Origin of the sequence: Pseudomonas sp. PS01299 (genome assembly GCF_029960145.1) — a bacterium.
Classification (GTDB): domain Bacteria; phylum Pseudomonadota; class Gammaproteobacteria; order Pseudomonadales; family Pseudomonadaceae; genus Aquipseudomonas; species Aquipseudomonas putida_A.
In genome coordinates this window covers 1-12,286 of record NZ_JASCPO010000178.1, presented here as the reverse complement: position 1 = coordinate 12,286, position 12,286 = coordinate 1, and the positions used below count along the sequence as shown (strand labels likewise).

Here is a 12,286-nt window from a genome sequence, read left to right as displayed (position 1 = left end):
CGCGATGGAGTCGTGTCAGACAACATCAATGTCGCCTGACACACCCTCATCGCGAGCAGGCTCACTCCTACAGGGGAGATTTGTGGTGGGATTCAGGGGGCGGTCAGTGGCCGCTCACTCATGAACGCCTCAAGCCGCGACCGCAGCCAGCGCTCGGCCGGGTCGCTGTCGACGTGGCTGAGCCAGACCATCGACAGATCCAGCATCGGCGTCTTGAACGGAAACGGTTCCTTGAACAACAGCCCGGAGGCAGCCATGGCTTCGGCGGTGTAGTCCGGCAGGCTGGCGATCAGGTCGGTGCCGGCCAGCAATGCCGGCAGCGCACTGTATTGCGGCACCGACAACACCACATGCCGGGTGCGGCCGATTTCCGCCAGCCACTCATCGGCATAGCCGCTGATGTTGGCGGTGTGCGACACCAGTACGTGTGGGCGCGAACAGTATTCATCGAGGGTCAGCGGCGAATCCGAGGCGTCGGCGCGCAGGATGCTTGGCTGGATATGCCGCAGCAGTTTGCGCTTGGCATTGGCCGGCAGGCCTCGGGTCTGGCTGATGCCGACGGTGATGTCGCCGGCGGCCAGCAGGTCGGGGATGCGCCAGTAGTCGACGTGTTGCACCACGAACACTACGCTGGGTGCTTCCTGACGCAGCGCCCGCAGCAACGGTGGCAACAGGCCGAATTCGACGTCATCGGACAGGCCGATCCGGAACGTCATGTTGCTCACGGCCGGGTCGAAATCGTGAGTCAGGCTCAGCGCCACCGACAGCGAGTCGAGGGCCGGCGACAGGTACTTGAACAGCTCTTCGGCCCGGGCAGTCGGCTCCATGCGATGGCCGACGCGAATGAACAGCGGATCGTTGAACATCGCGCGCAAGCGATTGAGCGCCGAACTGATGGTCGGCTGGCCGAGAAACAGCTTCTCCGCCGCCCGGGTCACGTTGCGTTCGAGCATCAAGGTCTCGAACACCACCATCAGATTGATGTCGGCCTTGCGTAATTCATTTCGATTCATCCATTGCCCCTACTCCCCGGTCTGCGGGCAGTTTAGAAAGGCCCATGGACAGCGTCTATGGGCGAAAGGAACAACACCGGCTCAATTCACCGTCAACGCCTGTATCCCGATCGCCAGCTTGCGCATGTCCTTGCCCATGCCCAACTCAACCGGACTGATAGCGTTGGCGTATCTGAAACGAATATTCAGCACACCTTGTTGCTCGACACGCTGCTGCACTTCGACCGGCAACTCGACATTCAGGCGATTCGCTTCAGGCTTGACCAGCCGGGTGGACAGCACGCGTACATCGTTGACGAAAATTTCCACTGCTTGCTCGGTGTGTGAAGGGGCCAGCAGCGCAGTGGTTTCCAGCAAGAACGAGTGCACCCGAGCAGTCGGCCGCAGGGCAATTTGCGACTCATTCCCCTCGGACCAGGTGCCCCACGGTTCATTGTTCGCCCACCCTTTACCGAGGAAAAACGTCGCCAGACTGCTGGGATTGAACACGACTCTCTCGCCCGACTTGAGTGGCGGGATCAGCGTCAATGGGTCCGGGGCCGATATCGGCAGGCAGTCGGCGCAACGCTTCCAGCCCGGCGCCAACACGTTCAACCCGTCAATTCTGGCGAGCACATCGGTGTCGCGATTCACGGTCAGAGCTGCTTCCAGCACAGTACGGTTACTGAGCACGTACAGGGTATCGGCTGCATAGTTTCCAGAACTGACCATTCGATCCGACACCGCTTGAGCGGCTTCAGTGGCAACCGTACTGACGCGCCCAAGGTAGACCGCGTTGGTCGGCAAGTGATGGCGACCCGAGTAGTCGGCCAAGGTCATCCACTGTTCCGGATAATTCTCCGGTCGCAGCCAGCGCACTGCCTGATAACGCTTCGCCGCCTGCTCCCAGAACGGGTCGACCAATGGCGTCTTCCATGTGGGCGACGGCGTGGCCATGAATAAACCGCGCGACACCGCCCAACCGGCGCGCGTGTCTGCCACCTGAACCACCAGCGCCACACTCAGCAGCATCAACGCCACGCGCGAAGAGTGCCCGCGAATCACCACATAGAGGATCGCAAAAATGGCCATGTACATGAGCGGCCAGATCATTCGCCCCGAGCCACGAAAAATCGTGGCCACGGCAACCACCGCATCCGGCAGCGGAATCCTGAATTCGAATGGCCCTACGCCGATATTGTTGGAAACGGCGAATATCGCCAGCCCTGCCAGCGCGAGCAAAACCAACGGGTAACGGCGAGCCTTGGCTCCCAGGTCAGTCGTCCCTTGCAGCACCGGCACCAAGGCAAAGATCCCCAGGCAGATCACGCCCAGGCCCAGAAATGCGAACCCGTCGCCGTCGCCCAGTACACCCGGCATGTCCTGCAAGGTATAGGACCAGACACCCGCATCGAAAAAGGTCAGCGCATTCGCCCGGAACAGGCCATACCCCATCAACGCCAGACCGCTGTCGCCTATGCTGAAATAACCCGCCTGCCAGCAGCAGACACTGACCAGCAGAAACAGACCGATCAACTCGATCAAGGCCTTACCCGGCGTCTGGCGCCGCTGAAGGGTTTTGGCGGCAAGGTCGGCAAGCCAGATCAACGCAACCATCGCCAGCAAATAAGCGTGCACCAGCGCAGCCGCCGCCAGCAGCGCGCCCCAGGCGAGGCGGCGTTTCGGCGTAAAGGGGCGCAATGCCAGATATAACCCTGCCAGCAACAGAAAATGCCCAGCCAGGGACAGATGTACGCTCATGCGGACGATCATCGCCGGAATGAACAAAAACATTCCTGCACCAAGCAAACGCAACGCCACGTCGCGACTGAACAGGCCAATCAGCTTCCAGGCAAACCAGCTCTGCAGAACGAAACACGTCAGTAGCCACAGGCCGAAATACTGGAAAGGTTCAGGCAACAGGGCTGAGAACGGTTTGAAGATAAAAGCGAACAACGGATTGGAATCCGAGAAAATTATCCCGTTACCCAACTCCAGCCCATAGCTCGGGTTAAGCCCCAGTGGAAACGTCCAGGGCGAATGACGAAAAAAAACCCAACCCTGATAGTGCGTGGCGGGGTCGCCGTCGCCCAGCCATGCAATGTTCATCGGGTTCAAGGCACGTGGGCCGACCACAATGAAAAACGCCAGAATTCCCAAGAGCACGGGCAGCAGCGCAGTCGCCCGATGTGTTGCGGAGAGCTTCATCGATACGTCCAGAAGTTGTGCAAGACAAACGTGAATGCCGGAATCGTCAGCGCCACCGCGACAATGCCCAACAGATAATTCAACCCGGCCACCTGCGCGGCCCAGGCGACAAACATCGCCAACAGAAAACCGCACGCCGATACCGATAGAAATCGCAGCAATGTTCTGCCGTGCAGTCGGGCGGAGAAACTCCAGGTGGTGTTGATCACGTAAGACACCACCGTTGCCACGGCAAACGCCACTCCGTTGGCCAGCGGCGGTTGCGGCGCAACGAAATTGATGAACAGCACAGCCACCAGCGCATGCAGCGCGGTGACGAACAGACCGGTCACGGCAAAGCGCAGACCGCGCTGGATCAGCGTTTTCCTTTCAACTGAAGTCACGGTTTTTGCGCCAGCACGAACACGCTCAGCCCGGCCAGACGGTTGTGGCTCATCAGCGGCAGTTCGAGGCTGCACAACGTCTTGAGCACGCCGTTGACCAAGGGATGATGGCGTTTGAGCTGAGACTGCGGCGCTTTGGGCAGCAAACGCAACGCCGCCGCGATCGGAAACACCGCGCCGAAATAGTAGGCACCGCGCTGCACGCTCAAACCGGCATCACGGGCCAGGGTTTCAAACTGCGGCAGGGTGTAGCGGCGCTTGTGTTCGAGGAAGTCGTCGTGACCGCTCCACAGGAACTGGAACGCCGGCACGGTCATCAGGAAACGGCTGCCGGACGGCACCTTGTCAACGTAAGCCTTGAGCAGACCAAGGTCATCGTCGACATGCTCCAGCACATCCATGAGCAGCACCAGATCGGCGTCGATGGCGTCGATATCGCGGCGGTAATGCACCGGTTTGCCGGCGGTGGTCGCATCGGAATCGGCGGGGTAACTGATGTCGACGCACCACGCTTCGCGCGCATCGGTTTGAGTCAGCAGGTGATGGGAGAAGAAACCCGAGCCGGCGCCCACGTCGAGAATCCGCGTGATCGGTACATCACCGAGCAGACGACGAGTCGCCGCCGCTTTGGAGCAGTAATACCAATGCTCACCGATGCTGTCGCCGAGGATATCGGTTTCCTTGAGATCCATGTTTCAGTCCTTGGGGTCGTAGACGCGACGCACCAGAAAAACCGGCCGGCGTTTGGATTCGATATAAGTGCGGCCGAGGTACTCGCCGAGTACGCCGATGCCAATCAATTGCAGGCCACCGAGGAACGTCACGGCCACCATCAGCGAGGCATAACCGGGCATGTCGACGCCGTGGATCAGCGTGCGCAACACGATAAAAATGGCAAAGGCAAAGGACACCAGCGACACCGCGGCGCCGATGTAAGTCCAGATCCGCAACGGTTCGGTACTGAAACTGGTGATGCCTTCCAGGGCAAAATTCCACAGCCGCCAGCCGTTGAATTTGCTCTGCCCCGCCACGCGCTCGGGCCGCTCGTAATCAACGTGGGTAGTCCGAAAACCGACCCAGGCGAACAGGCCCTTCATGAAGCGCCGGGACTCGGGCAAAGTCAGCAAGGCATCGACTACACAACGGTCCATCAGGCGGAAATCGCCGACGTTTTCCGGCAGCGGTTGCTCGGCGATCTTGTTGTGCAGGCGGTAAAACCAATGCGCCGACGTCTGCTTGGCCCAGGTGTCGCTGCGGCGGCTGACGCGATGACCGAGCACCACTTCATAGCCCTCGCGCCATCGCTCGATCATTTGCAGAATGACTTCGGGTGGGTCCTGCAGATCGGCATCGATAGGCACCACAATCTGCCCGTTGGCGATTTGCAATCCCGCAGACAACGCCGCCTCTTTGCCGAAGTTACGGCTCAGATCGACGATGCGCAGCCGCGAGTCGTGCCGCTGACGATCCAGCAGCCGCTCAAGTGTGGCATCAGTGCTGCCGTCATTGATGAACACCAGCTCCAAAGCAATTGAGGCTTGGTGCTGGAAGACTTCATCGATGCGCAGAATGAACGCGTCGAGACTGTCCTCCTCGTTAAAAACCGGGACAACCAGCGATAACGTGACCCGTGTGGCCTGTGCCGTTCCATGCTCAGTCAATGGAGTGCTCTTTTTATAGTGTTTGTCGGTCGTCGAAGCATTTTCAACGCCATGAGCCGTCCCGTATTAAGCAGTAGCGCCGATAGCCTTGCAAGGTGCAAAGGGCGACATTCTGGCCAATCCAGACGCCGATGCGTGCGCTCTAGCCCGCACTCTTCAGAAACATCTGCCAACGATTGGAAACAAATACCCGATAGCGAAAAAAACTCGCTCCGCTAGGCTTGCGACGATGCGCCACACAGGTTGTCGCAAACACCATCGCAAGGAGCGAACTGAATGTATTTCGAGATCTACAGGCAATCCCGAGGCACCCCGAGCACCGGCAAAGGCCAATGGCGCTGGAGGCTGCGGGCGGGGAACCACGAGACGATTGCCAGTGGCGAGTCGTATGTGAACAAGGCCGATTGTTTACACGTGATCGAGTTGATCAAGGGTGTGCAGGGGGAGACGCCGGTGAAGGAAATCTGATGGCGCCGCGTCCTACAGCCTCTTCCTTTTTCGTCTGAAGCACTGGCAAAGCACTTTTGCGCCCCTACGCTGTTCAGCGTACGGGGCCATCCAGCCCTGTTTTGCCAAATGACGTTCAAACTCAAAAGGAGCCGCACCATGGCTAGAGACAAAGCGAAAGACGACAAGCACTTCAACTGCACCCAAACACACGAAGCCGACTACGTCGCCAGCCTCTATCCGCACGCCAAGGACGAAGTGAAAACCTTCCTGGCCTCGGCTTGCAAGGACAACACCCTGCGCAACTCGACGCACAAGGAAGTGTATGACCTGATCAAACAGAAGCTCGGGCATCCGCAGCCGTGAGTGGCTGAGGCGGGTGTTTGGTAAAGCTCGCAGATACAAAAAAGCCCTGTAGCTTCTCAGCTACGGGGCTATTTGCTCTGTTCGGGAACGACGTACAACCTCCAGACCAGAATCAAGCTAGGCATGGGCCTCTCGGTCAAGAACATCCGCAACCCACTGATTAATGCTTTTTTGAGCCAATTGCGCTTTTACGGCAACAGTCGCATGAAGAGCTGGCGCCAAACGCAGACTGAGATTGCCCGAATAAGGCTTTTGAGGAGCACGGCCCAGTTTTGCGCAAGTCTCCAGATAGTCAGTAACAGCCTCTTCGAACGCTGACCGAAGCTCTTTTACAGATTCGCCATGAAAACCTACAACGTCCTTGATCCCAGCGATATGACCAACAAAAAGACCGTCTTCATCACTGTATTCAATTCGGGCTGCATACCCATTGTAATTCATCACGTTCATGGAGTGACTCCTGCTTGTTCAAGAAAAGCCCGAGCATCACGAACCTGATAGGGCTTTGCTTCTTTATCCGGGTGAGGTCGGTGGAACGTAGCAACCACACCTCTTAATTCAAACCGAACTCGCGAACCATTGCCTTCCACGGTTCTGGCCCCGACCGCATTGAACAGAGACTCGATGCGCGCCCATTCCAACGTGGCGGGTGTGGGTCGTGAAAATATAGCTGCGAGCGTACCGAGTTGTTTGTTGTTCATAGTATTACACCATGATACCGCGCAGGAAAAATTGACAATCGCGATTCATATCGCTGATCCATGAAGCGCCCCCTTGAACAAGCGGACAACGCCACCCTCCAAGCTTGAAAACGGCGTCTTTTTATCCGAATCCGGTCAATATTGGGCACATAGGTCAGGATAAGGAGTGATTGGAAATAGAGCTGTAGGTAGACTCCGAGAGTTACGTACGAACCGGCATCAATCGAGTCACATCCGATTATCGAGTTTTCAACCTCGGGTTCCGGCGACAGGATTTGCTGATTACTCAAGCGAGCAGAAACAAAAAAGCCCCGTAGCTTCTCAGCTACGGGGCTTTTTCTATATATGGCGGAGAGATAGGGATTCGAACCCTAGGTACCGGTGAAGGTACAACGGATTTCGAATCCGTCCCATTCGGCCACTCTGGCATCTCTCCAACGGCGCGCATCATAACAACACTTCTGCCGAAAGCAAACCCTCTTTCGAAAATTTTCTTCGTGCTATCAGATGCTTGCGTCGATTAAAGCGGTACACCCAGACGATTGGCGACTTCTTCGTAGGCCTCGATGACGTCACCGAGGCCCTGGCGGAAGCGGTCTTTGTCCATCTTCTTCTTGGTGTCCTTGTCCCACAGGCGGCAGCCGTCCGGGCTGAACTCGTCGCCGAGGACGATCGAGCCGTCGCTGAACACGCCGAACTCAAGCTTGAAGTCCACCAGCAGCAGGCCTGCGTCGTCGAACAGTTTGCTCAGGACTTCGTTGACCTTGAGCGACAGTTCTTTCATGCGTGCCAGTTGCTCGGCGGTGCCCCAACCGAATGCCACGACGTGGGATTCGTTGATGAACGGGTCGCCCTTGGCGTCGTCCTTGAGGAACAGTTCGAAGGTGTACGGGTTGAGCTTCATGCCCTCTTCGACGCCCAGACGTTTTACCAGGCTGCCGGCGGCGTAGTTACGCACGACGCACTCGACCGGGATCATGTCCAGCTTCTTCACCAGGCACTCGTTGTCGCCCAGCAGCTTGTCGAATTGGGTCGGAATGCCGGCCGCTTCGAGTTTCTGCATGATGAAGGCGTTGAACTTGTTGTTCACCATGCCTTTGCGGTCGAGCTGCTCGATGCGCTTGCCGTCGAACGCCGAGGTGTCGTTGCGAAACAGCAGGATCAAACGGTCAGCGTCGTCGGTCTTGTAAACCGATTTGGCTTTGCCGCGGTAGAGTTCTTCACGTTTTTCCATGATGGGCTCCGCTTGCTAAGTAGATGGGCTAGGCGATATGGCGCCAGTCGAGCCCTGAATCTTGATCGGCCAGTTGCAGCCAGTCCGGGTCGCACCCGAGGGTGTCGACGAAACATTGCCGGGCCAGCTGCGGCAGGTTGTTCTTGCTGCTCAGGTGGGCGAGAACCAGATGCTGCAAGCCCTGCCACCCCAACTCGGCCACCAGGAATGCCGCCTGATGGTTGTTCAAATGTCCCAGCTCGCCGCCCACCCGTTGCTTGAGAAAGTACGGATAGTGACCACGGGCCAGCATGTCGCGGCAGTGGTTGGACTCGATCATCAACGCATCGAGATCCCGATAGCCGTCCAGCACCCGCTCGCAATAGGAACCCAGGTCGGTCAGCAGGCCGAAGCGCCGCTGCTCGTTATCACTGAATACGTACTGGGTCGGCTCCTGCGCATCATGGGCCACGGCAATGACCCCGATGTTCAGTGCGCCGATCTGCAGCTGCTCGCCGCCGGCCAGAAAGCCTGCGGGTTCGATCGGTTTGCGCATCCCGCGCAGTGTGCCGCGACTGAGGTAGACCGGCAGATTGTAGCGCCGAGACAGCAAACCCACGCCATGCACGTGGTCGGCATGTTCGTGGGTTACGAGTATCGCGCTCAGTTGCGCCGGGTGAACCCCCAGACGCAACAGGCGTTTTTCGGTTTCCCGCAGGGAAAAACCACAATCCACCAGCACATAGGTATCAGCGCTGGCGATCAGCGTGCCGTTCCCTTGGCTACCGCTGCCGAGAACGGCAAAGCGCATGTGATCAGCCCAGGTTGTCCTGAATCACGCTCAACACTTTGCGCGCCACATCGGCCGGCGCAACGGTATTGATGTTCTTCTCTACGGTCACCTGAACGTTCTCACCGACCTTGCTCAGGCGAACCTGATAACGCTCGGCGCGGGCTTCAACTTCTTCCTTGGTCGGCGCACTGCCGAACAGGCTGCTGAAGAAACCAGGCTTGTCGTCTTTCTTCTCGGCTTTCTCGGCCAGGTTGATGTAGTACAGGCCCAGGCTGCGGTTGATGTCTTCAACGCGCCACTGACCTTGCTCCAGCGCACGACCGACGCTCGACCAGGCACGATCCAGGTCCGGACCGACGTTCAGTACCGGGTTGCCACTGCCGTCTTCGCTGAGGCTGACACGGCTCGGGGTATCGAAGTCACGCGAAGCCAGCATCGACACCGAACCACCCTTCTCGGAGATCCGGCTCATGCTCGCGAGCATGTCGTCGACCAGCGCGGCGTCCAGGCCAGTGTTGACCGAACGGTTGGTGAAATCGACGTCGGCGGTGCTGCCGGCAGGACGCTCGGCGCTGACCACGTAGATTTCACTGGTGTTGCGCTGCACGCCTGGCTCGATACGCACCCGCACGCGGGTTTCGCTGTCGGCACCGACACCGGCGGCGCTCAGGCGCTTGGCCATGGCGGCGGACAGTTCGTCGGAATGCTGCCAGGTGGTGGTGAATTCGCCGGTTTGCGGACGCTGTTCATCCAGCCGAAAACCATTGTCCTGGAAGAACTGTACCGCCACTGGCCAGACTTCGGCCGGCGGGTGCTGGGCCACGACCCAACGCGAGTCACCGCTCTTCTGCAGCGAGTAGTCGGTCGCCTCGGCAACCGCCGTCAGCGGTTGCGGGCGCGGTACCACGTATTCGCCCTTCGCCGTGTCATCGGCCACGTTGCGCGGGATCGGCAACAGCGGATCCAGACGCTTGGAGGTGCTGACATTCGGTGGCAGTTGCATCGGTGCAGTCTGTTGCGCTTCCAGGTAATCGCTACCACGGTCACGGAAATAACCTTCCGGGCCCCAGACCCATCCGCAGCCACTGGTGCTGGAGATAATCAAGGCAAGTGCGGAAAGTCCGGCCATTCGCTTCATGCGTTGTACTTCCTCAATTAAACCAGGACGCTGCACTGGCGCAGGGCCGTGCGAAGCGTTTCATGACAAGGAGCGCTCAGCCAGGTCAACGGCAGGCGGATGCCTTCGTGCATCAGGCCCATTTCAACCAAAGCCCACTTCACCGGAATCGGGTTGGCTTCGATGAACAGGTCCTTGTGCAGCGGCATCAATTTTTCGTTGATCGCCCGTGCGGTCTCGGCGTCGCCGTTCAGCGCGGCCTCGCACAGGTCAGCCATTTCGCGCGGGGCGACGTTGGCCGTTACGGAGATGTTGCCTTTGCCGCCCAGCAGGATCAGCTCGACCGCGGTCGGATCATCGCCGGACAGCACGATGAAGTCCTTGCTCACGCCGTCGATGATGGCTTTGGCGCGTTTCAGGTCGCCGGTGGCTTCCTTGATGCCGATGATGTTCGGCACGCTGGACAGGCGAATTACGGTCTCGGCCTGCATGTCGCAGGAGGTGCGGCCGGGAACGTTGTAGAGAATCTGTGGAATGTCGACGGCTTCGGCAATGTGCTTGAAGTGCTGGTACAGGCCTTCCTGGGTCGGCTTGTTGTAGTACGGAACTACCAGCAGGCAGGCGTCGGCGCCGGCTTCCTTGGCGTTGCGGGTCAGCTCGACGGCTTCGCGGGTCGAGTTGGCGCCGGTACCGGCGATCACCGGAATGCGCCCGGCTACCTGTTTGACCACGGCTTTGATGACGGCGATGTGTTCTTCTACATCAAGGGTCGCCGACTCGCCGGTAGTACCGACCGCGACAATGGCATGGGTGCCGTTCTTGAGATGGAAGTCCACGAGTTTGCTGAGGCTGTCCCAGTCAAGACGCCCTTGTGCATCCATGGGAGTGACCAGTGCCACCATACTGCCCGCAATCATGAAACCGCTCCTGCCGGAAAAAGAGAGCGGTAATGGTACTGGCGCCAAGATGCTTGCACAAGCGAAGTACTGCGCCGCCATTCCCCTTGGCGTCGGTTTTCGCTACCCTTCAGACTTTGATCGGTACAGATCAGCTTGTACGCCGGGTTCCAGCCTCCCCTTTCGGCCTCCCAGGCCCCGTTCCAGTGTCGCTGCTGCACGCTCCGCCTTTATTGGAGCGAATTGCGAGCCACGGCCCGGGGCTTTCTGAACGGGCACGCGCAGACGCCTCCCGACGGCCAACGCCCATCGACCTACCGACCGCTCATCGCTTTAGGAATGCTGCATGTCCACCCCCACAGTTCGCGAACAATTCCTTGTCATCAGTGCCCTTGGCGCCAACCCCATGGAGCTGACTAACGTCCTGTGCCGCGCCAGCCATGAAAATCGCTGCGCCGTCGTCACCTCCCGCCTGACTCGCCATGGCGAATGCAGCGCCCTGGTGCTGGAAATCTCCGGCAGCTGGGACGCGCTGGCCCGCCTCGAAGGCAGCCTGCCGACCCTGGCCAAGCGCCACGCATTCACCGTCAACGTGGTACGCAGCGCGGCTCTGGAAAACCGTCCGCAGGCCCTGCCGTACGTGGCTTATGTCAGCTCGGCGTATCGCCCGGACATCATCAATGAGCTCTGTCAGTTCTTCATGGATCACAACGTCGAGCTGGAAAACCTGACCTGCGATACCTATCAGGCCCCGCAGACTGGCGGCACCATGCTCAACGCCACGTTCACCGTAACGCTGCCGGCCGGCACCCAGATCAGCTGGCTGCGCGACCAGTTCCTGGACTTCGCCGACGCGATGAACCTGGATGCGCTGATCGAACCTTGGCGCCCACAAAACCCAATGTAAGGAAGCTTTCATGGCCGTTGTCATCGACCAACCGGTTGCGGATTTCGAAGCACCTGCCACCAGCGGGCAGACCGTCAGCTTGTCCGCCCTGAAAGGCAAGCAAGTGGTGATCTACTTCTATCCGAAGGACAGCACCCCCGGCTGCACCACCGAAGGCCAGGGTTTTCGTGACCAGTACGCGGCGTTCCAGGCCGCTAATACCGAGATTTTCGGTATCTCCCGCGACAGCCTGAAGTCTCACGAGAACTTCAAGTGCAAGCAGGAATTTCCGTTCGAGCTGATCAGCGACAAGGACGAAGCCGTCTGCCAGCTGTTCGACGTGATCAAGTTGAAGAAACTGTATGGCAAGGAATATCTGGGCGTTGATCGCAGCACATTCCTGATCGACAAGAATGGCGTGCTGCGCCAGGAATGGCGCGGCGTGAAAGTGCCGGGGCATGTGGATGCGGTGCTGGCTGCGGCTCAGGCGCTGAACAAGGCCTGATATTTCTGCGTCGTTTTCACTGACGCCTTCGCGAGCAAGCTCGCTCCCACATTTGGAATGCATTTCAAAATGTGGGAGCGAGCTTGCTCGCGCAGGGGCAATAAGCCTCAGCGAATAG

The 12,286-nt window shown here is 58.9% G+C and carries 15 protein-coding genes and 1 tRNA gene; 4 read left to right on the top strand and 12 right to left on the bottom strand.

Translation table 11 applies throughout. The annotated features are described in order from the left end of the window. Nucleotides 1–92: 92 nt before the first annotated feature. The 5 genes from QMX91_RS23285 to QMX91_RS23265 form a co-directional block, all read right to left on the bottom strand. Complete coding sequence (locus QMX91_RS23285) at nucleotides 93–1,013, bottom strand: LysR substrate-binding domain-containing protein (protein ID WP_027614510.1); 921 nt, start codon at nucleotides 1,011–1,013, stop codon at nucleotides 93–95. 81 nt (nucleotides 1,014–1,094) lie between these two features. Then, nucleotides 1,095–3,200 (bottom strand): DUF6311 domain-containing protein, encoded by a 2,106-nt coding sequence (locus QMX91_RS23280; protein ID WP_282413445.1) that lies wholly within the window; start codon nucleotides 3,198–3,200, stop codon nucleotides 1,095–1,097. Further along, a complete protein-coding gene (locus QMX91_RS23275) occupies nucleotides 3,197–3,583 on the bottom strand; it encodes a GtrA family protein (protein ID WP_027614508.1) in 387 nt (128 codons plus the stop codon). The genes QMX91_RS23280 and QMX91_RS23275 overlap by 4 nt, the downstream gene beginning before the upstream one ends. After that, nucleotides 3,580–4,275 (bottom strand): class I SAM-dependent methyltransferase, encoded by a 696-nt coding sequence (locus tag QMX91_RS23270; RefSeq protein ID WP_282413444.1) that lies wholly within the window; start codon nucleotides 4,273–4,275, stop codon nucleotides 3,580–3,582. The genes QMX91_RS23275 and QMX91_RS23270 overlap by 4 nt, the downstream gene beginning before the upstream one ends. A 3-nt stretch (nucleotides 4,276–4,278) precedes the next feature. Beyond that, nucleotides 4,279–5,244, bottom strand: coding sequence for a glycosyltransferase family 2 protein (locus tag QMX91_RS23265; protein ID WP_027614506.1), 966 nt, complete (start codon nucleotides 5,242–5,244; stop codon nucleotides 4,279–4,281). A gap of 276 nt (nucleotides 5,245–5,520) precedes the next feature. On the opposite strand from QMX91_RS23265, the gene QMX91_RS23260 reads away from it, so the two are divergent. After that, nucleotides 5,521–5,712: a DUF1508 domain-containing protein gene (locus QMX91_RS23260; protein ID WP_007963291.1), complete on the top strand. Its 192-nt coding sequence runs from the start codon at nucleotides 5,521–5,523 to the stop codon at nucleotides 5,710–5,712. A 138-nt stretch (nucleotides 5,713–5,850) separates the two neighbouring features. Beyond that, nucleotides 5,851–6,057: a hypothetical protein gene (locus QMX91_RS23255; RefSeq protein ID WP_027614505.1), complete on the top strand. Its 207-nt coding sequence runs from the start codon at nucleotides 5,851–5,853 to the stop codon at nucleotides 6,055–6,057. Nucleotides 6,058–6,174: 117 nt separating this feature from the next. Here the strand turns inward: QMX91_RS23255 and QMX91_RS23250 are convergent, their stop codons facing one another. The 7 genes from QMX91_RS23250 to dapA form a co-directional block, all read right to left on the bottom strand. Next, entirely contained in the window at nucleotides 6,175–6,507 is a 333-nt protein-coding gene (locus tag QMX91_RS23250; protein ID WP_047598089.1) for a type II toxin-antitoxin system HicB family antitoxin, read from the bottom strand. Beyond that, nucleotides 6,504–6,758 carry a type II toxin-antitoxin system HicA family toxin gene (locus QMX91_RS23245; RefSeq protein WP_081730304.1) on the bottom strand — a complete coding sequence of 85 codons (255 nt, stop codon included), beginning with the start codon at nucleotides 6,756–6,758 and terminating at the stop codon, nucleotides 6,504–6,506. Before QMX91_RS23245 ends, QMX91_RS23250 begins: the two co-directional genes overlap by 4 nt. A 346-nt stretch (nucleotides 6,759–7,104) precedes the next feature. Next, a tRNA-Ser gene (locus QMX91_RS23240) sits at nucleotides 7,105–7,194 on the bottom strand. A gap of 84 nt (nucleotides 7,195–7,278) precedes the next feature. After that, nucleotides 7,279–7,992, bottom strand: a complete 714-nt coding sequence (gene purC / locus QMX91_RS23235; RefSeq protein ID WP_007963288.1) for a phosphoribosylaminoimidazolesuccinocarboxamide synthase — start codon at nucleotides 7,990–7,992, stop codon at nucleotides 7,279–7,281. A 28-nt stretch (nucleotides 7,993–8,020) separates the two neighbouring features. Continuing rightward, entirely contained in the window at nucleotides 8,021–8,782 is a 762-nt protein-coding gene (locus QMX91_RS23230; protein ID WP_047598088.1) for an MBL fold metallo-hydrolase, read from the bottom strand. Nucleotides 8,783–8,786: 4 nt separating this feature from the next. Continuing rightward, on the bottom strand, nucleotides 8,787–9,902 hold the full coding sequence (bamC, locus tag QMX91_RS23225) for an outer membrane protein assembly factor BamC (protein ID WP_027614466.1): 1,116 nt from the start codon (nucleotides 9,900–9,902) through the stop codon (nucleotides 8,787–8,789). A 17-nt stretch (nucleotides 9,903–9,919) separates the two neighbouring features. Further along, a complete protein-coding gene (gene dapA, locus QMX91_RS23220; protein ID WP_098967670.1) occupies nucleotides 9,920–10,798 on the bottom strand; it encodes a 4-hydroxy-tetrahydrodipicolinate synthase in 879 nt (292 codons plus the stop codon). Nucleotides 10,799–11,123: 325 nt separating this feature from the next. On the opposite strand from dapA, the gene QMX91_RS23215 reads away from it, so the two are divergent. Both QMX91_RS23215 and QMX91_RS23210 read left to right on the top strand, forming a co-directional pair. Then, complete coding sequence (locus QMX91_RS23215; RefSeq protein ID WP_007963284.1) at nucleotides 11,124–11,684, top strand: glycine cleavage system protein R; 561 nt, start codon at nucleotides 11,124–11,126, stop codon at nucleotides 11,682–11,684. A gap of 10 nt (nucleotides 11,685–11,694) precedes the next feature. Beyond that, entirely contained in the window at nucleotides 11,695–12,168 is a 474-nt protein-coding gene (locus QMX91_RS23210) for a peroxiredoxin (RefSeq protein ID WP_003222570.1), read from the top strand. The last annotated feature ends 118 nt before the right edge of the window (nucleotides 12,169–12,286 follow it).

What these genes read in the sequence shown, in the direction of transcription:
- QMX91_RS23285 (WP_027614510.1), bottom strand. Translation starts at nt 1,013, where the DNA reads ATGAATCGAAATGAATTACGCAAGGCCGACATCAATCTGATGGTGGTG.
- QMX91_RS23280 (WP_282413445.1), bottom strand. Translation starts at nt 3,200, where the DNA reads ATGAAGCTCTCCGCAACACATCGGGCGACTGCGCTGCTGCCCGTGCTC.
- QMX91_RS23270 (WP_282413444.1), bottom strand. Translation starts at nt 4,275, where the DNA reads ATGGATCTCAAGGAAACCGATATCCTCGGCGACAGCATCGGTGAGCAT.
- QMX91_RS23260 (WP_007963291.1), top strand. Translation starts at nt 5,521, where the DNA reads ATGTATTTCGAGATCTACAGGCAATCCCGAGGCACCCCGAGCACCGGC.
- QMX91_RS23255 (WP_027614505.1), top strand. Translation starts at nt 5,851, where the DNA reads ATGGCTAGAGACAAAGCGAAAGACGACAAGCACTTCAACTGCACCCAA.
- QMX91_RS23250 (WP_047598089.1), bottom strand. Translation starts at nt 6,507, where the DNA reads ATGAACGTGATGAATTACAATGGGTATGCAGCCCGAATTGAATACAGT.
- QMX91_RS23245 (WP_081730304.1), bottom strand. Translation starts at nt 6,758, where the DNA reads ATGAACAACAAACAACTCGGTACGCTCGCAGCTATATTTTCACGACCC.
- purC (WP_007963288.1), bottom strand. Translation starts at nt 7,992, where the DNA reads ATGGAAAAACGTGAAGAACTCTACCGCGGCAAAGCCAAATCGGTTTAC.
- QMX91_RS23230 (WP_047598088.1), bottom strand. Translation starts at nt 8,782, where the DNA reads ATGCGCTTTGCCGTTCTCGGCAGCGGTAGCCAAGGGAACGGCACGCTG.
- bamC (WP_027614466.1), bottom strand. Translation starts at nt 9,902, where the DNA reads ATGAAGCGAATGGCCGGACTTTCCGCACTTGCCTTGATTATCTCCAGC.
- dapA (WP_098967670.1), bottom strand. Translation starts at nt 10,798, where the DNA reads ATGATTGCGGGCAGTATGGTGGCACTGGTCACTCCCATGGATGCACAA.
- QMX91_RS23215 (WP_007963284.1), top strand. Translation starts at nt 11,124, where the DNA reads ATGTCCACCCCCACAGTTCGCGAACAATTCCTTGTCATCAGTGCCCTT.
- QMX91_RS23210 (WP_003222570.1), top strand. Translation starts at nt 11,695, where the DNA reads ATGGCCGTTGTCATCGACCAACCGGTTGCGGATTTCGAAGCACCTGCC.